We start from the raw sequence: 26,400 nt of genomic DNA, 5'->3' as shown, positions 1-26,400 counted from the left end.
CCTTGATCCATTCCCTCGTTATGCTTCGTTACGCCTCTTCCCAGAAGCGGCGCAGGTTGTCCATGGCGATTTTGGATGCGGATTTGCATTCCTCCATGCCTTCGAACTCCACCGTAATGTTGCCATCATAACCGGAGTCTTTGATCAGCTTTACAATTTTACGAATTGGAATGTCACCTTGTCCAACGATGGCCCCACGCAGGAAGTTACCGTTGGCCGTCGTAAACCATTCACCCTCACCTGGATGCTCATCATAAGGACGGAAGTAAAAATCTTTAAAGTGGACCAGAGAAGCGTACGGCAGATTTTTCATGACACCAATGATCGGATTCTCATCCACACACATGAAGTTTCCAATATCGAGTGTTGTTTTGAAGTTCGGACGATCTACAGCATGCAGAACACGCTGCACCCGATCACTCGCCTGCACGCTGAAGCCGTGATTTTCAATGGTTGTCGTGATGCCAAACTGCGCGGCATAGTCCGCAATGATCTGGCTTCCCCGCACCATCAGCGGCAGATTTTGCTCGAACCAGGCGATGGTCATCTTCTCCTTTGGCAGGGTAAACGCCGTGACGTCATGACGCAGATGTTTTACACCCATCCGGTGTACGACATCCACATGTCTTTTGACCCGAGCCATCTCCTCTTCAAACGCCTCTTCCGTCTCCTGCACGAAGTTCGCTGGCAGCGAGTAGTTGGACAGTTCAATATCCTTAGACGCTGCCCGTTCCCGAATCGCATCCGCCAGATCGTGATTATCCTCAACAGTGTAACCGTAAGGAACCATTTCCATATGCTCGCCGCCGTTCGCCGCAATCCAGTCGATCACATCCAGCACCGTCATCTCACCCGAATTCAAATCGTTCAACAAACTATACGTGCTCAGGCCCACTTTCATCTGCTCAGCTCCCTATCGATATTGTTGGATAAATTGAACCGCTTTGCGAATGTCCTGCTCCGGTTGATGGCCTACTTCACGTTCAATCGTCAGATAACCGGTGTAACCAATCTCCTGAAGCGCTGCAAAGTATCCATCAAAATCAACGCCACCCTCGCCCAGCGGCACCTCACGGAAGAAAGTCCCGGAAGAGACCATCTCGGCAATCTTATCGTGATCCATAGGGGCATAACCGACCGCTCCGTATACGTCTCGTGGGTCAACTTCCTTCAGCCGCACACCATCCTTCACATGAGTATGTACGATGTAATCCTTGAGCAGATGAACGCCCCGCGCCGGATCATCTCCGGTCACCATCACCATATTCGCCGGATCAAAATTCACCGATACTCCGTTGGTCGATAACGTATCCAGGAATCCTTTCAAGTCAGCAGCCGTTTCCGGTCCTGTCTCAATGGCAAAGTATGCGCCAACACTTTTGGCGTATTGGCCCAGTTCCTCACAAGCAGCATGCAGTGTGGCATAAACTTCTGATGAAGGGTCATGTGGAACAATGCCGATATGTGTAGTGACAATGTTGGTGCCTAGATCGAGGGCCAGATCCACGATCCGCTTCGACTTCTCTACTTTCCACGGATTATCTTCCTTGACCTGAAACCCATGTCCGCCCAGATCACCGACCAATGCTGAAATTTCGAGACCCAACGAATCGATGTAACTCTTCAGCTCCTTGCGCGCCGCAGGTGACAAATTTTCAGGGTCCATCTCTCCCTTGACGGCGTAGATCTGCACACCTTCTGCACCTACGTCTTTGGCTTTGTTCAACCCTTCCCGTCCCCCTACGCCAAAGCTATCCACGATGACACCAATCTTATTCGTTAATTTCATGTCATACCTCCTGTGATTGAGTGAGTAACTCTACGTTCTCATGTAAATGTAAGGTTCGACTCATTACTGATATCAACAAGTTTCACCGACTTGATCTCATACGGTTTGAATGTCAGTTCAATTGTGCCGTTTGAACAAGCCAACGGATGGATCTCATCCTCCAGCAGATTAATGATGGACGCTTTGATTTCCTTTTCAGCCCACTGAACCTGCACCGTTTCCCGACCTCCGGATGATTCGTAGAAACGTAGTACTGTTCCGGAACCGTCTTCCGCTGGCTTGATTGCATCCAGAATGACATGCTCACTGTTGAACTGAACCCAAGCATGTTCAGCTGGCAAGTGACCGGAAGACTGACTCGCTGCCACAACTTCGACCGGATGATTCAGCTCCATCGCCCGGCGAACGACGGCAGCTTGTCGCCAATCTCCCTGGTGTGGCAGGATCGAATACGTGAATTCATGATCGCCCTGATCGGCATGTTCATCCGGCCATTTCGGAGCACGAAGCAGAGACAGGCGGATCGTCCGATCCTTGATGTCATACCCGTACTTGCAATCATTCAGCAAACTCACACCGCTGTTGCCCTCCGAGATATCCGCCCAACGATGTCCACAGACCTCGAACTGCGCCTGCTCCCAACTGGTGTTGTTATGAGTTGGACGCTCCAACGCTCCAAACGGAATTTCATAAGCCGCTTTGGCTGCCACCAGGTCCACCGGAAATGCCACCTTGAGCAGTTTATGGCTCTCATTCCAGTTCACTTTTGTACGGAAATCAACACGCCGCTGGTAACGATGCAAAATGATATCCTGACTGATCTCCGATTGATTCAACTTCCAGACAAAGCGTAGTACATCTCGCGTAGCCCCGCGCTGTACAATCTCTCTGGAGATCAACTGCACCGCACCAGCTCGCTGAGATTCAAATCGTGGATCGATATCCCATGCATCCCAGTACGTCGGTTTGTCGTGGAAAAACTGCCACTCATTCGCCCGATCACCAGGCTTCAGCCAGTCACGTCCTACCGTTTTGTCATACCATCGGGTGATCTCTCCCAAGTCATTGAACTCAAGGGTATAGAATTCGGTTTCCCACGTGGAAGGGAAGGATTTTTCTTCTCTTACTGGAAGGATAACATCCGATGCTTCGCGCAGCCATATGGTTGTATACCCAAAAGCAGGAATCGACGGAACATGCACGAGCAACGTATACTTGTCTTCCTTTTGTTCAAGATCACAGGCCAGACGGTTTCCTTGACGATCAAATGCTGCCATCCTGGCGAGGTGAGCATCCCCTGTAATGGTGATATTTTCTCCGCGTTTCCAGCCGAGGCTGTTGAATATAATGTAAGGAAGACCATCGAGTTCATCTGTTGCAATGTTCTCCGCAAGGGTATCCAGCGTTTCCCGCAGTGCGGATGTACCCAGTGCAAATACTTTCGTGTACTCGTCGGTGGACGTTACGTAAACTTCTGGAATCGACGTTCCCGGAATAATGTCATGGAATTGGTTGAGCATAATCAACTTCCAGCCTTCATCCAGATCATTCTTCGTGCGCGCGCCGTAAGCCCCGGCAAATTGCCCCCAGATTTCCGCTTCCCGGTACAATACCTCTGCCTTACGGTTGCTACGTTTGTTCCTTGCATGAGTTGTATACGTTCCGCGATGCAGTTCCAGATACAAGTCCCCGTGCCATTTCGGCAACGTCGGATTATTTAATGATATGTCTTCAAAAAAAGCCCCTGCTGTGCTGAATTTACTGATTGGCTGTCCAACCATCAAATGGGATCGCTCCGCAAACTCCACCATCTCATTCGTCACGCCACCACCACCATCGCCATGTCCGTAAAGCAACATTTGCTCAGGGTGCACATCCTTTTGTTTAAATGATTGCCAATGTTCATCCACATCTTTGGGACGCGTATGTTCATTCACCCCATGATTCAGATATGCCAGCACGGAAGTGCCATCTATGCCTACCCAGTCGAAGAGGTCATACGGAAACGCATTGGTATCATTCCAATTCAGCTTGGTGGTCATAAAATAAGGAATACCCGCGAGTTTCAGCATCTGCGGTAAGGAAGCGCAGTAGCCAAAGGTATCCGGCAGCCACTCGATGTTGGAGCGTTTGCCAAACTCCGCCTGATAGAAGTTCTGTCCATACAGAATCTGCCGAACTAACGACTCGCCACTCGGAATATTCAGATCCGGCTCGACCCACATGCCTCCGACCAGCTCCCAGCGGCCTTCAGCAATACGGGCTTTAACTCGCTCGTACAGCTCCGGGTAATGATCCTTCACGAAGGCGTACAACTGCGGTTGGCTCTGGGAATACACAAAATCCGGGTACGTATCCATCAAGGTGCACATGGTCGAGAACGTGCGACTGGACTTGCGAACCGTCTCACGTACAGGCCACAGCCAGGCAATATCAATGTGGGATTGTCCAACCAGATGCATGAAGCCACTCCGATATTCCTCCGGGTCTTCCTGCTGTACTGACTGTGCTAATACATATTCGAAGTTCTGTATCCAGGTTGCATCATTCCAGCGTTCCGGGTCATTGTACATGTTATCCATCACCTGATGAATAGCCTGAACAAGTGCCATCCGCTTGGGTCCCTTCTCGTTATATGCCCGGAGCGACTCGGCGAGTACCGTCACGCTGTACATCAGGCTCTGCAGTGGCTGATTAACATGAACCAACGCTGCCCGAATGCCCTGAATAGGCGGCTGAATAACGGCTTGTCGGTTGAGTGGATCATGCGGCTCCGGAATCGGATCGTAGAGTTCAATCTCCAACTGCGGTGTATTTCCTACCCGACTTCTCGGAAGGGGTACGAACCCGTGATTCCGGTCCAGTCCGTGATACGGCATGTCATTCACCTTCAGCAGCCCTTCTCCTCCGGCCTCGAAGATCAGTCCAACAGCCTGATCCTGCCATTCCGCCGGAATCTCCACACGTTTGCTCAGAAAATACGTCGTTCCATGTACGCTGTTCAGCGGATTCAATCTTTGCATAGCCTTGTCTGCCTGCTCATCTTCATTTACTTCTGCCTGTTCGTACTCGTATTCCCCTGGCCGAATGTATCTGGCCCTCTGCATCTCCCACGCTGGAAGCTCGATCGTATCCAGCCATTGTCGGTGCTTCAGATCTTCGATGAATCGCTGAATTCGAATCATACCTCCACCCCCACCTTCTGGATGTGCAGACTGCAGGCGGTCCAATCCATAGAATTGCGGCCAACCATGAGCCTGAATTCACCCGGTTCTACGACAGACTGGAGACGGGAGTCGATCAGTGCGAGGTGTTCTTTTTGCACAGGGAATGTAACGGTCTGGGTCTGTCCTGGCTTCAGATGAATTTTACGAAAACCCTTAAGTGACATTTCAGCCCGCGTAACCGAAGCCGACACATCCGTGATGTACAACTGCACAACCTCACTTCCCGCAACCGCTCCGGTATTCGTGACTTCAACCATCACCTGTGCCTCATCTTCTGGCCCAATTACGCCGGGCATTACTCTTACATTCTCGTATTTGAATTCGGTGTAGCTCAGTCCATATCCAAACGGATACTGCGGCGCCAGATCCATCTCCAGATACCGTTTGCCACGAGTGCGTTTGGCATGATAGTAGACCGGAAGTTGCCCAACATGCTTGGGAATGGAGACGGTAAGGCGGCCAGATGGATTCACATCGCCAAACAGAATATCCGCAATCGCGTTACCACCTTCCTGTCCGGGGTACCACGCTTCCACAATCGCATGGACATGCTCATCAATCCAAGGTTCAGCAATGGGGCGGCCGTTAATATACACAACGATAACGGGTTTCCCAAGCTTATGTACCTCCTGCACCAGTTCCAATTGAACACCCATGAGATTCAGGGAAGCCCGGTCAATGCCCTCGCCACACTCCATGTCGTTCCATGGATCATCGGTCACCACAGACGCACCTGTCCGCAAGTCGATCGTACCTTCACCAAAATCGCGGGCGCTGGACCCGCCCATCACCATCACGATGGCATCTGCCTGTTCCGCACAAGCCAGCGCTTGCGCAAAGCCCTCTCTGGAGTCGCCTTTAATCCGGCAGCCAGGCGCGTACAGCACCTGACCCGAATCCGCGCCAAGCTTGCGCGTAATGCCATCCAGTACGGTGACGATCTGCTCTCTCGGTTGTGGCGAGGTATAGTCCCCAAGTTGGTTATAGATATGGTTCGCGTTCGGACCAATGACAGCTAGCTTTGGACCTGTTTTGGCAAGCGGAAGAGTATTTCCCTCATTTTTCAGTAAAACAATCCCCTCTTGTGCAACTTCCCTCGCCAGCTGTGTATGGTCTTCACATCCGATGACCTGTTCTGCAAAGTCAGGATCTACGAAAGGTTGTTCAAACAGACCAAGTCTGAATTTCATCTCTAGCACTCGCCACACAGCCAAGTCCAGATCCTTCTCTTCGATCAATCCCTGCTCAAGCGCCTGACCAAGATGTTTGCGGTACATGTACCCGGACATTTCCATGTCTACACCTGCCTGAAGGGACTGTGCCACGGCCTGCTCCCCGTTCTCGACGGTGTTATGTCCATGGACCAACATCTGAATGGCACCAAAATCAGTAATCACAAACCCATCAAAACCCCACTGCTCGCGCAGAAGGTCATTCAGCAGATACGTACTGGACGTGCACGGTACACCATCAATCTCGTTATAAGCGGTCATGACGGAACATGCCCCGGCTTCCACTGCTTTTTTGAACGGCAACAGATCTATTTCATGTAATTCACGTAATCCCATATGCACAGGTGCTGCATTACGTCCACCCTCTGAGCTGCCATAAGCCGCAAAATGCTTAAGTGTAGCGACAATCGTCTGGTTGGAGTCGAGCCGATCACCCTGTAGTCCCTTCATGGCTTCTACTGCGAATTCACCGATTAAGTATGGATCTTCGGCAAAACATTCCTCCGTCCGTCCCCATCTCGGGTCACGTACGACATCAAGCACCGGGGAATACGTTGCCGCTCCCCCCTGGCTCCGGGTCTCCACAGCGATGGCTTCACACATCTTGCGGTACAGCTCCATATTCCACGTACTTCCCACCATTAACGGTACCGGAAAAACTGTTGCCCCGATCGCCATATGCCCGTGGGAACACTCTTCCCCAAACAAAATGGGTATGCCCAGCCGGGAATGCTCCATGGCATACTGCTGAATGACATTTGTGGCAACGGCTCCCTGCCGTGGGGTAAGCCCCGTTTCCAGCGTCACTTCGGTCCATGGATCGGCCCGAAGCACACCGTACAGAGAACCGACACCCCCCTGTTCCATGTACGTTTTGAACTCTTCCGTCACCTGTACTGTACCATCAGCTGCTTTATTATACGTCTTCCACCCCATCGGCTGAATGAGTTGTCCAATCTTCTCTGCCGTTGTCATCCGTCCGATCAGATCCTGAACCCGTTCCTGAATGGGAAGCGAAGCATCTTTATAGTCCATATGCACATTCTCCTTATGCGTTCGGAATTAGTTAGGCGCATGCACTCACATGGCTTTGCGGTAGTCACTTGGTGCCACACCCACCACGTTTTTGAAAGCCCGGTTGAAGGAATTATAGTTTGTGTATCCCACTTCCTCACTGATCTCCTGAATAGCCTTATCGGTCTCCTGCATGAGCAGCTTGGCTTTTTCGATGCGATGACTAATGAGCAGATCCACAAACTTCTCCCCAATCTCATCCTTGAAAAGCTTACTCAGATACTTCGGATTAATATCGAATAGATCACTAAGGTAGTTCAGTGACAGATCAGGATTGTTGTAATGCTCTTCGATGTATTTGCGAATCTCCAGAATATGTGATCTGTGTTTTCGGGAACAATGCAGCGTCTGCATCTGCAACGCCAGTTCTCTGAACCCTTCCCAGCACAGCTCACGCAGATCGTCTAACGTCTCCCAGCCCTCCAGCCTTGGAAGAAGTGGGGTGAATATAGCGGCCCATGACTCCTGATACTCTCGTGGAAGTTCGGCGAATTCCCGATTGTAATGTTGAAATAACAATTGGATTGTATTCATAATCTCCTGACGGGACAGAACGGACTCACTGATTTGTTCAAACAGTCTCTCAAAATGCTTTTCCCAAACATCGTCCGACAAGCGCATCGCCTGTACCAGCAGGGAGATGGTCTTCAGGAACTCATACACATCATTGGTCGAATTCGGCACATCACTACACGGAATGATGCGATTTATGCCCAGTACAGCCTTGTACTCCAGCGCGTGCACAGCTTCTTTCACTGAAGCTCTCAACCCCCGAATATCAACAGCAACCCGACCAACACCAATGGTCACGGTGAAGTTCAGATACTGATCGATTCTGTCCAGATAACCAGCGAGTAATCGATGCTCAGTCTCCTCGGCCTGTTCCATTTCCGGAATCCAGAGGATGGCGTACAGACGCTGATCGGAGATCCATTCAGCCCATACTTCCGTTCCTTCATGACGCGCACTCTCCTGCAGAATACTGGATAACACAAATTTCAGGAGGGATTGGTCCTGATGATGATACTCCGTCACAAATGCATCATACCGATCCATCTCGACCACCATGACGGCCCAATGATGCTCCAGCTCAGGCAGTTTGAACTTCTTCATCTCCGCTGTCAGCTCCGTGCTCGTAAAGTCTCGTGTGCCCTCCAGCAACTCCTGAAAGAACATTTTTTTCTGCAAAATCAGATTCTCTTCATGCTCCTCCTGATATTGTCTCGTCTGATCAATCATGCGTTCCAACGTTGTATGGATGAATCGAAACTCATTCTCTTTGCCATAGTTGAGCCCCGATTGCTTCTGCGAAGAGACGGTCTGAATTAACGTGACAATCTGCTGAATCGGCTTGTAGTTTCTACGGGTCACGTAGATCACCCACACCACCCCGATCAATACAACCACTACCGCAAAGGCAAACCAGATATTATAAAATTGCAGCGTCCATTTGATGATTTTTCCATTATTGAGACCTGTCTGCACTTTCCAACCGCTATAACTCGACGTAAATTCGGAGAAGACTTCTCCCGATGCGGTTTTAGTAGAAGCTGCAGCCCCTCCTGGCATGCTGCTATCCCACAGATTGCCGCCCGCACGGTTGAAGATGTTCACAAACGTAAATTCCGGATCATACATCTGCATAATGGATTTTCTCAGGGTACTCAGGTCCACGTTTGTGACCACAAGTCCTTTGCCGTTTCCTACACTGCGCACAATTGTAATCACTTGCTCAGTCGCTTGCGATGGAAAAGCCCGGAACGCTCGTGCTCCTGCCCATTTCTGTTCATCCCTTGACCGGCTATCTGCAATAAAGTCTGCATCCGGGAACTCTTCAATCGGAACAGCCTTCCCGTTACTGAAGACCGTGCCATCCCCGTATCGAACGAGATAAATCGAATCAATCAGCGGATACTCTATTTTCAATTCATCAACCACCTGGACCGCCTGAATGCCGGCATACACATCATCGCTGCCAGATACCGAGAAATAATTCTTCAAGTTAGGGTTGGTCAAAATCTCACGCAGTACCTTGAAGTCGATGGAACGTAGGGAGTTGTCCAGATATTGAGTAACCTGTGAGGCCAGAAATTCATTGGCCTTGAGCGCTTCTCTACGGTTCTGTTCATTGAATACTTGAAAGAAAATAAAGAATAGAATGGTCGTCACAATAAAAAAAACAGGCAGATACGATAACAGCAAACGCCTAAACCAATTGTTGTTCATCTCCGAGATCCCCCCACCGTTACTGTTCATGCTGAATGACGACAAACAAACATCTGTGCTGATCGCTAATTTTCCATAAATATTCAGTACATTATATCGGATGACGTGGGGTTGTCATAGGAGAAGACCGTCCCGGTCACGGGTGACAGACGGGACAGCCTCTATATTGAATCCTTCAATTATTGATTTTTCTCAATGGCACGCTGGTAGATCTCAAGGTAATTACTCAGTCCGAGACCATCGAAGCCTTTGACATACGAATCCCATTCCTTATCAATGCTTTTGCTGCCAATAATGAACTGTGCCATATTCGTCTGCACATAATCCTTAATGGCCGTAGTCAGTTGTGCAGCTGATTCCGTATCCTCCGGACGGATAAACACGTTCGCAGGGTATACTTCTTTGGGTGCATAAGGTTCATACACATTGGTTGCTTGAGCCAGACGTGTACCATAACCCTCTGCTTCTAATGGATTCTGTCCTTCTGCAAACAGATTACGGAACGTGTTGGACAAGTCATGTGCTCCGATCTGTGACCAGCTCTCGTTCACAACAACGTTTGGATCACGCTCAGGCAGGTTGTAGTAGCTGTATTTGGCAGGCTCACCATTGATGTTTTTCTCATCGGCATCTGCCTTCTTCCAGCCCTTTCCTTCAGTTGGTCCATACTCCGCGTACAGCGCACCTTCTTCACTGAACATGTAGTCTACGATTTTGATGGCGGCAATCTGCTGTGCTTCTGTCGCTTTGTTCGTGATGGCAAACTCAAACTCACCTACGCTCTGCGTGGCGCCTGTCGTCTGCACTCCATCTGGTCCTTTCAATGGAGGAACAATCTCCCAGTGTTGATGACGGGTGATATCTTTGTCATAAGTATTCACGAGATAACTGACCAGCGCCGTTGTAATGGAGCCGACCACTTCATCGCCTTCCTTGTTCCCCAGCTGTCCAATCGCCTGATCATTCTGTGTAAAGGAAGCCGGATCAATCAGGCCATCTGCATAGAGCTTGTTCATGTACTCCAGCCCTTTCTTCCAGCCTTCCTGATTGGCGGCAAAACTCACCTTGCCATCGTTCACGATCAGATATTTGTCGTTGTCATTGTATATAAAGCTATTCATCAGGTAGGCATCAATGTTGCCATTCCATACATACTTGTTCGGTGCGCCTGTAAGTGGAATCTCGTCCGCTTTCCCGTTACCGTTTGGATCTTGTGTCTTAAACGCCTTCAGAACGGTATACAGTTCATCAGTTGTGGTTGGCATTTTCAGAGCCAGATTATCGAGCCATTCCGTGTTGATCCAGTATTTCTGTGCATACGTACAGTGGTAACATTCATTGAAGATAGGCAGCGCATAGATGTTGCCGTCCGGTGCCGTAATGGCTTCTTTGAAGTATGGTTTCTCTTCCATAATCTTGGTCAGATTCGGACCATACTTCTGAATCAGATCTTGTAGCGGAAGGAACACGCCCTGTTTTCCATAGGTTTGAAGGTCTGAGGTGGTGAACTTGCCGTGAAGAAATACTTCCGGATAATCACCACTAGCCAGCAGCAATTGTCTGCGATCCTGCAAGGCGTCCGTTGGGGCCAGATCCCATTTTAGGGTAACGTCGAACTTGTCTTCGATAAATTGGGTGAATTCATTCTCTTCCATGGACGCTTTGCCTTGCGGAGCAAAGAGGGTCATGGTTACAGGACCGCCGCTCTCCCCGCTACCATCGCTACTTCCACCCGACTCCTCGGATGAACTGCATGCGGACAACAAAGCCATCGAAGCAAAGACCAGAAACAACATCGAAATCCAAGATTTTCTCAATCTGACTCCTCCTTTTTGTTCATAACGGCAAATTATTGACTTGTACTGCACGTTTATAAAATCGACCCCGGAAGCCGGCGTGTTCCTTCCACCTCCTTTCAAAAGGCAACCAGGCTTAACTCACAAGGATTAACCTTTGAGGGAACCAACCATGACCCCTTTAACAAAATGCTTCTGTACAAATGGATACATGATCAGAATTGGAATACTCGCGACAACGATCAGTGCATATTTCAACACCTGCTCGAACCCTTGGTCTCGCATCTGTTGGCTGGTATTGGCGAGCATCGCCGGATCAGCAGCGTTGAGGATTAGCAGATTGCGAAGCACGTATTGTAAAGGGAACAACTTCTCGGAACGCAGGTAGATCAGTGCATCAAAGTACGCATTCCAGTGACCGACGGCATACATGAGTGTCATGACCGCCAGAATGGGCTTGGATAAGGGAAGAACTACACTGATCAGATACCGGATATCCCGGCAACCATCCATTTCTGCGGCCTCACCAAGCTCTTCCGGGATGGAAGATTGGAAGAACGTCCTTGCCACGATGACTTGGAACACCGCGAGCGCCCCGGGCAACCACATCGCCCAACGTGTATCCAGCAGGTGTAAGTCTTTCATCAGGAGGTAGGTGGGAATCAGACCGCCATCAAAGAACATCGTGATCATCATGAAAATGATAATGGCTCCTCGTCCATAGAACGACTTGCGTGACAAGGGATACGCCAGCATGACGGTCAGTGCCACGTTAATGAACGTTCCCACCACGGTGTAGATGATCGTGTTAAAAAAACCGAGCATAAGCTGTTGGCTTTTGAAAATGGAGATGTACGCCTTGATGTTAAAGTCTACCGGGAACAGCCACACCTGACCGGATGTCACGGCTCGTGAAGAGCTGAACGAAGAACTGATGATATACAAGAGTGGATAAAACACCGTTAGCAGTATGGCGAACAGAAAAATATAGTTGAATGTCATGAAAATGCGGTCACCGAGCGGGTCCTTGATCCGGTTACGATTAATCAGGTTGAACATGGATAAGCTCCTCCTTTACCACAAGCTGTTCTGGGATACTTTGCGCGATATGCCGTTGACGATAACCAGCAGGATCAGGTTGATAATGGAGTTGAAGAACCCTACTGCCGAGGAGAAGCTGAAATTCGCCCCGATCAGACCCACCTTGTACACATACGTGGAGATGACCTCCGAAGCGCTTGTGTTGAGTGGATTCTGCATCAGGTATATTTTCTCAAAGCCCACGCCCATAATGCTGCCCAGACTCAGAATCAGCATGATAACGGTGACTGGAACGAGCGACGGGAGGTCGATGTGCCATATTTTCCGAAGCCTTGATGCGCCGTCCATCTTCGCTGCTTCATAGAGAGATGGATCAACACCAGCAAGAGCTGCGATATATATAATTGATGAATACCCCATGCCCTGCCACACACCTGACCAGACATAGATCGATTTGAAGTATTCCGGTATGCCCATGAAGTTCGTCATCGGGAAGCCGAGCAGTGTGAACAGCTTGTCTACTACGCCCACATGCGGGGAGAGCATCAGAATGATAATGGATACCATAACAACCGTTGAGATAAAATGCGGAGCGTAAGTGACCATCTGCACGGTCTTTTTGAAGTAACCCGTTCGAATCTCATTCAGCGCCAGCGCCAGAAGGATCGGAATGGGGAAACCAGCAATTAAGGAATAAAAGCTGATGCCTATCGTGTTTTTGATTAACAGCCAGAAGTTTGGAGATTGGAAGAAGGCTTCAAAGTGTTTGAATCCGACCCACGGGCTTCCCCAGATTCCTTTGACTACACTGAAGTCCTTGAAGGCGATTTGGACACCCACCATAGGGATGTACTTGAAGATCAACAGATACAATACCGGGGGCAACACGAGCAGGTAGAGTTCCCAGTGTTTCTTGAGGCTTTTGATGAATGGATGCTGCCGCTTGGGCTCCACATGTTTCCTCTGTTGGAGTTCCATCTTGGCGGGTATGCTTTCCGTAGCTCGACTCATTTGCGTCACTCCTTCTACACCTCAAGTGTAATAATACATTACATTTACATCCCTTAAACATCCTTTTTTCTGTTCCTAGTTCCTTGTTTAACAAACATGATGTAAACATTCATATCAGGTAGCGCTTTCTTGATTTGATAGTACATCGCACGGTAAACTTTTATCAATTTGCAATTTTCTCCGACTTCTCTTTATTCCACAAACCCTTGTGTGACAAGCGATTGCGAGCCGTTTCTATTGGTGATTGTGTCCCTTATGTATGAATAAAAAAATCCCGGAGGCTGTTATATCTCCCCCGGAATTGACATGGCGTTCTATGCGCTTGTGACTAGCCTGAACGTATGTGTGATGGGTGTACCACTGGTTGCAGCGGATTGGGGCAGTTCCACGAGAAGTCCGTCTTCTGTCAGCTGATACGAAAGTACGTCATCGCTACCGACGAGTTCGATCCGCTCTACCTTTTCCAGATAAGGAATGACCAACTGTGGTTGTACGGTCTCATTCTCGTTTCTGTATATACGGAAGGCATATACGGTGTTGATCTCTTCCTTCTGGGTGAAAGCCCAATCTTTCGTATAATATGGCCCGCAGATCCGGGTTCCATAGACGCCTTCTCCATGAGTACCCAACCATTCACCGAGGCCCTTGATGCCTCGAATTGCCCCTTTTGGCAGACGCCCATCGGGTTGTGGTCCTACATTCAGCGCCAGGTTACCACCCTTGGACACGACTTCGAGTAGAATATGTGCCAGCTGTCTTCCCGTTTTATACTGATCATCGAATCCAAAAGCAAAGGAGTTCCCCACCGTAATACAGCTCTCCCATGGAATGTTCATCGGATGTTCCGGTATGGTCTGCTCGGGGGTAACGATATTCTCATACGGCCCACCCACGGTGCGATCTGCGGACAGAAGCCAAGGTTGTGTGGTCTGACGCGCCCGTTCCACGACTTCTCCCAACCTGATATCTTGACCATGGCGACCTTCGCGCACCCAGCCGGCATCCAGCCACAGACATTCGATCCGCCCGTAATTCGTCAGCAGCTCCATGATCTGCTCATGTGTGAACTCCACGAATTTCTCCCACAGCCACGGATACTTATGGGGATCATACGAAGGGCCGCGCCACATATGACGTCCACGCTCCATGCCCGGTGCCCAGTAATACGGGGTATGCCAGTCCGCTTTGGAGAAATACGCTGAGATACCCAGTCCTTTGGCCCGAAAAGCGTCAAACAGTGCTCGACAGATGTCCGCATACTTATGGGTATGAAAAGGCGTGTCCTTGCCCGTAATCCGGTAATCCGTCGTCTTGGTATCCCACATGCAGAAACCGTCATGGTGCTTGGTGGTGAACAGGAAGTATTTGAACCCGTTATCTGCCGCCATCTGTGCCCACTCCTCGGGCTGGAAACGAATCGGATTGAAGGTTTTGTTCAGATCGAAATATTCCCGTTTGAAATCTTCCATGTCATCCGTCCAGTCGATGTCATCGCGCGACCAATCGCCATCCTCGTCGCTCAGCGCCCAGGATTCCACAAGACCAAGCTGGGAATACGGCCCCCAGTGCATCATCAACCCCAGCTTCTGATCCTTGAACCACTCCAGCCGCTCATTCAGCAGCGGATCTTCCGGTTTGATCCACTCATCCTCTTTGCTAAAATTGTGCACCCCGGCTTCGACGATCTTCTCTTCCTGCTCCAGTACGGTTTCTTTGGTTTCGCTCATCCTGTTTCATCTCCTTTGGATTAGATAAAAGATAAACCATGCATGTTACGCCTGGTCACTCCGATTGCAGTACCATCTTTCGATCGCTGTTATCCCCGGATTTCTTTTATTTCACTTTATAATTGTTGGAAATACGGTGATAAAGGCGAGCGCTTCGCTTCTTCAGATTGGTTCTGCACTCTCCGTTTTGGCGTAAACGCTAGTTTAACTATTAAGGGGCGTAGTAACTTTGTTATTTTGAGTACGGTGCCCTCTCCAATTACTATGGAACCCCTTATTTCCCTTGTTTCTATAGGGAAATCCAAGGGCAGAGAGAGTGCGTTCCGTTGTTTTGGATTGGTTTTGCGTTCTCTGTTTTGGCGTAAACGCTTAGTTTAACTGTGAGGGGCACAGTAATTCTGTTATTTCGAGTGCGGTGCCCTCTCCAATCACTATGGACCCCTTATTTCCCTCGTTTCTATAGGGAATACAAGATCAGAGAGAGTGCGATTCGTTGTTTTGGATTGGTTTTGTGTTCTCCGTTTTGGCGTAACGATTAGTTTATATAGGGTATGCCTTCAACTTCAGTTCAGGGAAGATTTACGATGATGGATGTCAGTGCGTTTATAACGTCTTGAAATCCAAGCCCGTTTATCCTGGTGAATAGGTAGAGAATTTTCTAAGGAACACAGGGCGTCTTATTTAGCCTTTTGTTCCTCTTTTTAAATTGTAAGGAACATCAGACACGTTATTTCCCGAAATTAGGTGGTAAAAACGCTGTATACTGCTGCTTATTCTGATATAGCATGTGTCAGATTCCTTAGATTTCGGCTAGCGCTCCGAATCCTTAAATAAGACGCCTCAGATTCGTTAGTACTCGCTCCCTGCTCTACTCCAACCGCGGGCCAAGAAGCCGACTCCGAATCCCGCCCCGAGCAGAGCTTTTCATTGAAAAGGAGCGAAGTGCTCATAACTTTTAATGCCACGGGAGTAGTAAAGTATCAACGTAGCGTAACAACGCAATACAATCCTACCTTTACAGCGTGATTTCGCGGCCCTGACGGGCTGATTCATAGATGGCACAGAGCATTTTCATCACTTCGACGCCGTCTTCGACGGGGCTAAGTGTTTCTTTGCGGCCCTGGGTACTATCGATAAAATGGTTGATTTCATTGCGGAACGAGCCCATAAAATCGAATGATTTGAAATCGACCTGTGGGGTCATGTTCAAAATGGTGTTGAATTTCTCGCCAATGATCGAAATTTCCGGCTCCAGCTCGGCACCGCCTTTGTCGCCATATAGTTTGACCGAAGTCTCATCCGCTTTGGCATGGAGCGTGAAACTGACATCCACGAGTAGGCTTGCGCCGTTCTCGAAACGAATCAGGGCATTTGCCATATCCTCAACGGTGTTCTGTTCTGCATCATAGTCCGCTGCTTTGTAGAACGATAGATTGTTAATGTTCGAGCGGTTTCCTAATCGATTGGATACGTTAGCGGAGACGGATTTCACCTTCGGTCTGCCCATCAGATACCAGCATATGTCGATCACATGTACCCCGATATCGATCAGCGGGCCGCCGCCGGAGCGGTTGATATCCGAGAACCAGCCACCCGGATTGCCCAGACGACGCAGACTGGAGGCTTTGGCATAATAGATCTCGCCCAGTTCACCCTCGTCGATAAACTTCTTCAGAATCTGTGCATTGTCGCTATAGCGGCGAACAAAACCGACCTGAAGCAGCTTTCCGCTGCGGTGAACGGCCTTCTCTACTTCGAGCGCATCCTCAACGGTTTGGCATAGTGGTTTCTCACACAGCACGTTTTTGCCCGCGTCCAGAGCAGCAATACTAATCTCCGCATGGGAATCGTTCCATGTACAGATGCTGACGGAATGAATTTCGGGCATTGCGAGCAGTTCCTTATAATCGGTAAACACATGAGGTGCATTATATTGCTTCGCGACTTCAGTGGCACGTACTGCATTCAGGTCACAGATGGCGTATATTTCAACCTCCGGGTTACTGGCGTACGCTTGCAAATGGCAATCGGATATGGATCCGGCACCGATAACGGCGACTTTCAATTTGGGCATAGTGCTGATTCCTCCATCGTTTTCATATGAATTGACTCAAGAAATTATACTCGGCTTAACGTAACGACGGTGAATGCTTGGACTTTCGGCCGCTGTTGTCTGCAAATTTCTTTTATTGACCGCTCTAGCGGTTGAAATCCGCAGACAAAGGCGGTCGCTAACGCTCCTACAGTTCCAAGCTTCCCCTCTGTTACTCACGCCTTCTTTAACATTTGATTCAATTTTATTCATTTAAAACAAGTACTCAGCCCTATGCCTCTTCCCATAGGCGGCGGACGTTATCCATGGCAATGCGTGAGGCGGTTTTGCAATTCTCCATGCCTTCAAATTCAACCGAGATATATCCGTCATACCCGGATTGTTTCAACACACGGAATACCTCAAGCATGTCGATATCGCCATGGCCCACAATGGCACCGCGCAGGTAATTGCCATGCGAGGTTTGGAACCAGCCTTCACCGGGATTTCGGTAGGAAGGTCTCCAGTAGAAGTCTTTGGCGTGCACGATCGACGCGTACGGAATGTTATTTTTCACGGCACTCACCGGGTCTTCATCCACACAGAGGAAATTGCCGACATCCAGCGTGGTCTTAAAGTTACACCGCGCCGTTTCGTGTAACAAACGCTGAATTCGCTCACTCGACTGCACATAGTACCCATGGTTCTCCACGCTTGTTGTAATTCCAAAACCCGCTGCATAATCGGCTATCCGCTGACAGGCTTTCACCAGTACCGGTAGGTCGATCTCGAACTGTGCTACAGTTCCCTCTGGTGCAGGGCGGAAAGCCACGTCATGACGCATCAGCTTCACGCCGAGCGCATCAGCCACATCCACATGTCGCATCACATTCTGGATCTCTTGCTCCAACGCTTCGGCGTCCTCCTGAACAGCGAAGTTTGCGCCGATGGCGTAATTGGAAATATCGATCCCTACCTCTTTTGCCACAGCTTTAATCTCATCAATCAACTTCGGGTTATCGATCAGACTGAACCCCATCGGCACAATCTCCACATGTTCCCCACCCTGATCGGCGATCCAACGAATGGCATCCGGTACGGTCAATTCTTTGCGATCCAATGCTTGTTGCAGACTGTAGGTGCTGAGTCCAACTTTCATTTTTCCTCATCCTCTCCTGTAGGACGTGTCTCAAAACTCACTGAAGTGCATCTTTTACCGCCTTTTCGCCCCCTGCTGCGTCACTTTCCCTTGACGTGCCCCGGCACGCCTGCGGAAAATCTCCTTGCTTGGAACGAAAATTCGGCAAAATCTGCGTCCTTCGGAGTTTTCAGACACGCCCTAGTCGATGTCCATACCCAACGTATACCTTTTTCTGGCGGACACGACAATTGCCAATAATCGTTTGGCTCACCTATTTTCCTTTTCTAGCCCAAATCCGGTGTATCCACGAACATTACGGCCAGATCAGCCGTCTGATGTAGCTCAAATACCATGATTTCATTCTCACCTTCATGTAGGAGCGGAGCAGGTACATACAGTGTTTTTTGCGGTCCTTTATTCCAGTAGCGTCCCAGATTGATTCCGTTTACAAATACAACCCCTTTGGTCCAGCTATCCAGTCGCAGAAAAGTATCTCTTACATCCTTGATATGAAAATTCCCCCTATAAAAAGCAGGCCCCTGTGCTTCATTAATTGTTTCGTTAATTGCTTCGCTAATCACATCGCTGAATTTTAAATCCGACAGATCGGTTAATGGCAGACAATGAATCGTCCAATCATATAAAAATTGAAAGCCATGTCGCACCCCCTCCGTAATCCCCTTCGGATCTCTCAGGTATGGGCCATAGTTGATTCGCCCCATATTTTCGACAAGGATCAATAGTTCTGCGCCCTCTGGCGGCACTTCAAAGGATACCGATAATTCCGTATTGCCCCGTTCGAGCACACCTTGAAATTGCCCATCAACAAACACAAGCGCACGGTCACGAACCTCCTGAACCACCAGTTCCTGTCGCTCCCTTGGCCCGGATATTCGGGTCTGATAACAAATAAAGCCATAATCCTGACCCAGCTTCTCCATCGGTTCCGGATTCATGCGTTGTACCGGGACTGATATCCGGTCCATCTGCGCCAGTAATGACGCCTGTTGGGTCAACTCCACCCGCCCATAGGCGATGGTCCCCTTCGATTCTGGCAGCACAATCTCACCCAGACCTTCATCGCTATACCGAGCAATAAGGTCCCTCACCGCATGGAATTTCGCTGTCGGCTCCCCTGATTCGCTGAGCAGTGAATCGTAGTCGTAACTTGTAATTGTGGGTTCATATTGATCCTTCTGCTGACAGTTCGCCCCGTTGTAAAATCCAAAGTTTGTTCCACCGTGGAACATATAAAAGTTGACTGAGGCTCCTGCTCGAAGCATCTCTTCAAACACACCAGCCACATCTGAGGCTTCCCGGGTATGATGCGACTCACCCCAGTGATCGAACCAGCCGTTCCAATACTCCATGCACATTAAAGGTTCGTCCGCCTGATATTCACGCAACTTGGCGAACGCTCCCTCCGTACCTGATCCAAAATTGACCGTAGCCAGATGCCCCGGTACCGATCCTGCCTGTAACATGTGATCGGTCGGTCCGTCCGAGGTAAATAACAACACATCCATACCGCGTTCCACCATGCCATCACGTAAATATCGCAGGTAACTGGCGTCATTTCCGAAGCTGCCGTACTCATTTTCAATCTGCATTGCGATGATCGGTCCGCCATTGGTACTAAGAAGGGGTTTTAATTTGGGCAAAAGCACATCATAATAACGATCCACATTCGCCAGAAATTTTGCATTATTACACCGAAGACGGATATCATCATCAGCAAGCAGCCAGGCAGGTAATCCGCCAAACTCCCACTCGGCACATATATAAGGACTTGGACGAACAATCACATGCAGACCCACATCTCCCGCAATGTGAATAAAACGTTCCAGATCAGCCATCCCTTCAAAACAATACCGACCCGGCTGCGGCTCATGGACATTCCACGGCACATACGTTTCCACCGTATTGAAACCGCAGGCTTTCAACTTGAGTAACCGATCCTCCCAATAGTCGGGGACCACTCTGAAATAATGGATGGCACCCGACAAAATCCGAATGGGCTCGCCATCATACATAAATTGTGAACCTTTATACGTCAGCACCGCCATGTTACAACCCTCCCCGCTCGCTCAGATATATGCCTATTCCGGACAACGTAGGGCACCATCTGGATTCATGAATGCTTAAACGCATCTTTCTCGATGTGACCTGTGAGAAACAGCAAATTCGCTTATGCCCCACCACCGTCCCCTTGTAAAACTCTTCCCAACCACCATCTGCCCTCTGCGACTCCAGTGTAAAACGTTCAATCCGTTGGCCTGTCTGGATATGTTCCATCAGCACCAACCGATCAAACGATCGTTCCTCCCGCAAATCCAGCTCAATCCAAGCCTGCTCTGTTCCTTCGTGAGGACACCAATACGTATCCCGGCGTTCCGTCAGCACTTCCGATACGGCATGTTGTTCATCCATCGTCTCCGATGCTTTTACCAGCGCCTGCAAGGCGAAATTTTCCTGAAAAATGGTGCGCAGTGAATCTCCCAATTCCTGTAGTCGCTCCACATCCCGCTCGTGAATGAGACCACGCATATCCGGTGGCAGATTGAGTAAAAAGGTGGCGTTGCCCCCCACTGCGCCGTAATAGACGGCGAGCAGTTCTTCCAGTGTTTTGACCTGATCATCTTCACTGGCATGATAGAACCATCCTGGGCGAATCGAGGTATTCACCTCGGCAGGGTACCAGATCAGTTGGTCACCTTGGGAACGAATAACCTCTCGGCTTCCCAAATCACTGTCCTGCGTATTGATCCTTGTGGCAAACTCACCATCATCCACCTGTTGCGATTGCTCCTGAATTTTCTCATTATCCTGCATATGCGCTGGCACAACGCTCCATTCCGATTCCCGCGTATGCCCCGCCTCATTGCCGCACCAGCGAACATCCGGGCCACATACCGAGATGACAGCTTCGGGCTGAAGTTCACGAATAAGCGCATAATAGACGTCCCAGTCATAGACCTGCCTTTTGCCATTCGGACCCTCACCACATGCACCATCAAACCATACACAGAAGATGTCGCCATAATTCGTAAGCAGCTCGCGTAACTGTTGGAGGAAAAACTCGTTATACCTCTCCGAATCTCCGTAGGAGGCTTCATGACGATCCCAAGGAGACAGGTACACGCCAAACTTCAACCCGCCCTCACGGCAGGCATCGGCGACTTCCCGAACCAAATCCCCCGTACCATTCCTCCACGAACTAGCCGCGACCGTATGCGGTGTATACTCACTGGGCCACAAACAAAATCCATCATGATGCTTACATGTCAGAATCAGCCCCTTCATCCCCGCAGCCTTGCACGCCTGCACCCATTGCGTTGCACTCAGTTCAGAAGGATTGAAAATCGCCGGGTCTTCCTCCCCAGTGCCCCATTCCTGATCCGTAAATGTATTTACCGTAAAATGAATAAACGCGTAGAACTCCATCTCCTGCCACCTCAGCTGGCGTTCGGACGGGCTGACCTGTGCTGCGGACTTAATCCATTCGGCTGGTTGCAGTTCATAATTCATGGCGTATCACTCCTTTTATTTAGCGCATCCCTATACCATTGGACCACCCTTGCTTGGACCACTACTCAGTGCACTACTGTCCATGAATGGCCTTGATGCAAGCAATAACTGCTGCTTGGCTTCTTCAACCAAATGTGGATCCATGGGATAATTAAAGCTGCCTTTGTACCTCACGCCTGATCCCATATGGATTTCCGTGATACCCGTCTGACTCACTAGCGTTTGAATTCCCTCTATGGTGACCCCCGACCCTGCCATGACAGCGATGTTCAAGATTTGCCCCAATTGCTGAAGCTGTTTCAGTTCTTGCATCGCTTCAGGTGCTGTCTGTTTTCCTCCCGATGTAAGTACACGCCCCACGTTGCCCAATGTGTTAATGGCCTTGAGCGCCTCAGTCAGGCTTGTGCTCACATCAATAGCACGATGAAACGTAACGCCCAAACCCTGAGCTTCGGCCATACATGATTGCAAGGATATGAGGTCGACTTCACCATTTCCGGTGAGGGCGCCGATCACGATGCCAGCGGCTCCAAGTTCCCTCGCCACGCGTACATCCTGGGTCATAACGCGGATGTCATCTGCGCTATAGCGGAACGAGCGGCTATGCGGACGGATCATGACATACACCGGAATGGATACTCGGGATACCGCATGCTCCATGACACCATAACCGGGGGTAAGTCCTCCTTCAGACATCGCAGACACCAGCTCAATCCGATCAGCCCCTCCCTCCTCAGCTGCTTTGGCATCTGCCGCATCCACAGCAATGACTTCCAATACAGGCTGTCTTTCCATAAGGATCGCTCCCTTCACTTCATCGTAGATTATTCTAGAACCGTTAACCCGTATCGATAGACATCACTCGAACTGCACACAGCCTGATCCATGACATAAAGGACCGACTGAACGCTTCATCAGCGCTCCTGCGGTCCTTCTTCATCATTATGGGCGACGGTCAGCTTCCAGATCCCAATTTGCAAAGGCTGACCGTCCTGAACGATATATGGTTTGTCGGCAATGATCTTCATGATTGGATTCTCCTTTGGGGACCGGAATGGGCTAGCAAATAGAGAGTGCAACGGACATCATATACTTTGTTTGATGAGTTTTGTTATTTTTGTTATTTATAATGTTATTATCAATTAGCAATAGTCTAAAACGTTAGGATCAGAACGTCAATACAAAAAAGACACCCCGAGGGTGTCTTCGTGTCTTGGATAACCTTCTGGTTATCCGAGCTTTTTCTATTTTCTACGCCGAGCCTTCGTCATTCGATTAAACATAATCAGTGCAGCAATGATCATGGCTATCATGGCAATATTACTCGCCACTTCTTGTGATAATCCGAAAAGAACTCCCAGGTTAGTCACCAGGCCTCTCACAATCAGCGCCACCACAACCAGCAGGATTGGACTCAAAAAATTATAATTTCTCATTCCTCGCAACACCCCTGACCCCATTGTTCAGAACTACGAATCTCATAACACTATCATAACAGTAGCTATTCTGTGTTACAACAAAGGACACCTGCGTACAGTGTCCTTTGTCATATACCCACGTATTCTGCTTTCGATGACAGAACAACCTTTCGATTGCTCTTATCACCTGATATTTCCGATTATCTTCTACACCTGCTTGAATTCGATCCAATCAATCTGGAGACCTGGTTTGGTGAAGTCCAGTTTCAATTCATACAGTCCTGCTTCAAGATCTATTTTGACAAGTTTCTGTCTGATCCATTTGCCTTCCGTACCATTTGTTTGGATGGTGGTTACCAACTGGTCATTCAGGAGCAGGTTACATGCACTTTGAGCGAGTTCCGGCTCAGGGGACATGATCTGTACGATAATCCGATAATGGCCGGCCTCGCTCACTTTCATGTAGACGGGTTCAGCTACTGCAGGTTTCACCTGTGCGTTCTCAACCAGATCCTGAGCTTGTGCAGCAGATAGGGAGGCATTCGCTTGGAACGAAGCGACATTCTCCACGATCTCATGTTTTCTGCCGGACACCGGTGCATTCATGATGAACTTGCAGATATTAATCGCCGAGCGTTGCAGCTCTCCGCGAGTCAATGTTCCATTTTCCAAGGATTCAATCGTGTTGTCGTCCCAGCCATTGATCTCTGCGCCGTAGTTCGGTACAACCATGTAGAGATCATTCTGCGCACGAATCATCCAGTTGGTGTATTTGCGATCAGCCTCTCCACCTTCGGTCACATCATTCATAATCGCCCACCAGTCGGTCATTACGATTCCGTCGAAATTCCATTCGCCACGCAAAATCGTGGTGTTCAGGTCGTAGTTGGATGCCGCCCAGTGTCCGTTAACCGGGTTGTAGGAGGTCATGATGGAGTTTGCTCCGCCTTCTTTTACAGCGATTTCGAACCCTTTCAGGTAAATTTCACGCAGTGCACGTTCGGAGACAACAGCATCTACTTTACTGCGGTGCTTCTCCTGGTTGTTGCAGGCAAAGTGTTTCAGTGTGGCATTGGAACCACCCTTCATGATACCTTTCGTACATGCTGCCGCAAATACACCCGAGATCAGTGGATCTTCGGAGAAGTACTCAAAGTTCCGGCCATTAAGCGGGCTCCGGCGGATATTGAGTCCAGGTCCGAGCAGGGTATCCACCTGATTTCTTAGCAATTCCTGTCCTTCCATCACATACAACTCTTCAACAAGATCCTTGTTCCATGTCGCCGCAAGCAACGTACCAATGGATACCTGTGTTGCCTTTTCGCCACTATCCATACGAATACCGGACGGGCCATCTGCCGTACATGCTACCGGAATACCGTAGTTAAACAGGCTGTCGCTGACACCACCAAATGCAGATGCTGTTCCCGAAGTAACGAGCGGACTGCTCATGCCTTCGCCACGGACAATCGCCGCCAGATCCTGATCACTCAGTTGAGCGATGAAGGTTTCCAGACTCACTTTGCCAGCCTTAACGTCACTCAGCTTGTGGCCCTGGTTACCTGTCTGCTCCAGCGTTTGCGGGAGATTCTGCTCGATCCGGTTTGCCATGGATATCTTACGTTTCGGTACTTCTGCATAAGTCAGTTCATAAGATCCATCTTCCTTGCGCGTACCTGGTTTCATCCGTGTAAAATCTTCAGTTGGGGCCATCGCTTCTTGCAGTTGCTCCACCAATTGAAGGGATTCAATCACATATCCATCCTGGCCATCAATGCTGATATGCTGCACTTGTTTCACACTGGTTCCTACATGCAGTCGGTATGTGCCTTCTTCCAATACGTACGCGGAAGCAAGACCTGTAACACCTGCATCATCGTAAGATGCCATGGCATGGATCGGGAAGCTGATCGTCAGAAGTTCTGACTCGCCCGGCTGCAACAATCCTGTTTTGCCAAAAGCCACCAAAGCCTTCACCGGTTGTCCCAGTTTGCCTTGTGGTGCTTCATAATAAACTTGCACAACCTCTTTGCCCGCATATGTTGTACCTGAGTTGGTCACATTTACACGAACTTCAATGTAGGTTTCGCCGTCTTTGGACACTGATTTTGCTTCTTCGTGTTGGGCCAAAAACGTCGTATAAGACAGGCCGTAACCGAATTCAAACTGAACGCGCTCAGGTCGAAACGTTTCGAAATAACGATAACCTACATAGATATCTTCCTGATACAGGTTCTTGAACTCATTGCCGTAGTTGCTTGTCGAAGGGTAATCTTCGATGGAATATGCAATCGTATCTGTCAGTTTACCGCTTGGTGTAACGTCCCCCGCCAGCACATCGGCAATCGCATTACCACCCTCCATACCGCCATGCCAGGAGTAAATTACGCCTTGGATCGGATGTAGATACGTTTCGTTTAACCAGCTCATGTCGATGATATTTGAGACATTCAACACAACGATTGTGTGTTCAAACTGCGACGTAACTTGCTTCAACATCGCTTTCTCATCTTCTGTCAGTTGGTAACTTCCTGGCGCATCCGCATTATCCTGGTCTTCTCCTGCTGTACGTCCAATAACGATAATGGCTTTGCTAGACTTGCTTCTGGCCTGTGCAACCAGTTCATCCGTCAAAGGCATTTCTTTCTGATTCCATGGCTCAGCCGCCCATACTTTTCCGCCATCATCAAATGGATTTTCCTCAATCCACTTCTCATAGACAGCTGCCAGCTCTTCATTAACAGTAATATTCTTTTTGCTGCGAAGACCATCTAACAGATTCGTTGTATAAGCTACATGAACACTACCGCCTGAACCCGTGCCGCTCCGATAATAATTGACTTGAATGCGACCAAAAACTGAAACGTTTTCGTTTTCACGAAGTGGAAGCACTTGGCCTTCATTTCTGAGTAAAACGGCTCCTTCAGCGGCAACCGTACGACTAAACTCTGCAAACCCTTCCAATGGAACTCCGATTTGATGTGTGCTCAATGATTTCCCTCCTGATTGTCATCCCCATATCTACGAATCGCTATATATAAAATGAACTAACAAAACGTACATTCGGCCACTACTAGGACAGAACAACCCTTCGATCACTCTTATCCCCCGATTTCTTGATTCCCTTTTCCTAAAGGGAGAAATCCGTTGATAAAGGC

Annotated in this window: 16 protein-coding genes; all 16 read right to left on the bottom strand. The window is 49.2% G+C overall.

What is annotated here, in order from left to right:
* Positions 1-28: 28 nt before the first annotated feature.
* Positions 29-901, bottom strand: a complete 873-nt coding sequence (locus CXK86_RS26305) for a sugar phosphate isomerase/epimerase family protein (RefSeq protein WP_076254223.1) — start codon at positions 899-901, stop codon at positions 29-31.
* Positions 902-913: 12 nt separating this feature from the next.
* Entirely contained in the window at positions 914-1,789 is an 876-nt protein-coding gene (locus CXK86_RS26300) for a sugar phosphate isomerase/epimerase family protein (protein WP_076254225.1), read from the bottom strand.
* A 38-nt stretch (positions 1,790-1,827) separates the two neighbouring features.
* Positions 1,828-4,974: an alpha-mannosidase gene (locus CXK86_RS26295; protein WP_076254227.1), complete on the bottom strand. Its 3,147-nt coding sequence runs from the start codon at positions 4,972-4,974 to the stop codon at positions 1,828-1,830.
* Entirely contained in the window at positions 4,971-7,283 is a 2,313-nt protein-coding gene (locus CXK86_RS26290) for a glycoside hydrolase family 3 N-terminal domain-containing protein (RefSeq protein WP_076254229.1), read from the bottom strand. The genes CXK86_RS26295 and CXK86_RS26290 overlap by 4 nt, the downstream gene beginning before the upstream one ends.
* Before the next feature lie 45 nt (positions 7,284-7,328).
* Positions 7,329-9,548 carry a helix-turn-helix domain-containing protein gene (locus tag CXK86_RS26285; RefSeq protein WP_076254232.1) on the bottom strand — a complete coding sequence of 740 codons (2,220 nt, stop codon included), beginning with the start codon at positions 9,546-9,548 and terminating at the stop codon, positions 7,329-7,331.
* Between the two features lie 179 nt (positions 9,549-9,727).
* Positions 9,728-11,365 (bottom strand): type 2 periplasmic-binding domain-containing protein, encoded by a 1,638-nt coding sequence (locus tag CXK86_RS26280; protein WP_051447422.1) that lies wholly within the window; start codon positions 11,363-11,365, stop codon positions 9,728-9,730.
* 129 nt (positions 11,366-11,494) lie between these two features.
* A complete protein-coding gene (locus tag CXK86_RS26275) occupies positions 11,495-12,403 on the bottom strand; it encodes a carbohydrate ABC transporter permease (protein WP_083685095.1) in 909 nt (302 codons plus the stop codon).
* A 15-nt stretch (positions 12,404-12,418) separates the two neighbouring features.
* Entirely contained in the window at positions 12,419-13,396 is a 978-nt protein-coding gene (locus tag CXK86_RS26270) for an ABC transporter permease (RefSeq protein ID WP_074093076.1), read from the bottom strand.
* A gap of 314 nt (positions 13,397-13,710) precedes the next feature.
* A complete protein-coding gene (locus tag CXK86_RS26265; RefSeq protein ID WP_076254234.1) occupies positions 13,711-15,123 on the bottom strand; it encodes an alpha-L-fucosidase in 1,413 nt (470 codons plus the stop codon).
* 1,015 nt (positions 15,124-16,138) lie between these two features.
* The gene (locus CXK86_RS26260; protein ID WP_076254236.1) at positions 16,139-17,197 is read right to left on the bottom strand and encodes a Gfo/Idh/MocA family protein; all 1,059 of its coding nucleotides are present in this window, start codon (positions 17,195-17,197) and stop codon (positions 16,139-16,141) included.
* Positions 17,198-17,447: 250 nt separating this feature from the next.
* Positions 17,448-18,314 carry a sugar phosphate isomerase/epimerase family protein gene (locus tag CXK86_RS26255; protein ID WP_076254238.1) on the bottom strand — a complete coding sequence of 289 codons (867 nt, stop codon included), beginning with the start codon at positions 18,312-18,314 and terminating at the stop codon, positions 17,448-17,450.
* Positions 18,315-18,580: 266 nt separating this feature from the next.
* Complete coding sequence (locus CXK86_RS26250; protein ID WP_076254240.1) at positions 18,581-20,362, bottom strand: glycoside hydrolase family 35 protein; 1,782 nt, start codon at positions 20,360-20,362, stop codon at positions 18,581-18,583.
* Position 20,363: 1 nt separating this feature from the next.
* Positions 20,364-21,824 (bottom strand): alpha-L-fucosidase, encoded by a 1,461-nt coding sequence (locus tag CXK86_RS26245; RefSeq protein WP_076254242.1) that lies wholly within the window; start codon positions 21,822-21,824, stop codon positions 20,364-20,366.
* Positions 21,825-21,854: 30 nt separating this feature from the next.
* On the bottom strand, positions 21,855-22,619 hold the full coding sequence (locus CXK86_RS26240) for a copper homeostasis protein CutC (RefSeq protein ID WP_076254244.1): 765 nt from the start codon (positions 22,617-22,619) through the stop codon (positions 21,855-21,857).
* A gap of 449 nt (positions 22,620-23,068) precedes the next feature.
* Positions 23,069-23,260, bottom strand: coding sequence for a hypothetical protein (locus CXK86_RS26235; protein ID WP_017691199.1), 192 nt, complete (start codon positions 23,258-23,260; stop codon positions 23,069-23,071).
* 189 nt (positions 23,261-23,449) lie between these two features.
* Positions 23,450-26,233, bottom strand: coding sequence for a glycoside hydrolase family 3 C-terminal domain-containing protein (locus CXK86_RS26230; protein WP_101314823.1), 2,784 nt, complete (start codon positions 26,231-26,233; stop codon positions 23,450-23,452).
* Between the last annotated feature and the right edge of the window lie 167 nt (positions 26,234-26,400).

The sequence above is a fragment of the Paenibacillus sp. BGI2013 genome (assembly GCF_002843485.1).
Classification (GTDB): Bacteria; Bacillota; Bacilli; order Paenibacillales; family Paenibacillaceae; genus Paenibacillus; species Paenibacillus amylolyticus.
Note: the sequence above shows the minus strand (reverse complement) of the source record. Positions and strands in the feature narration are given on the sequence as shown.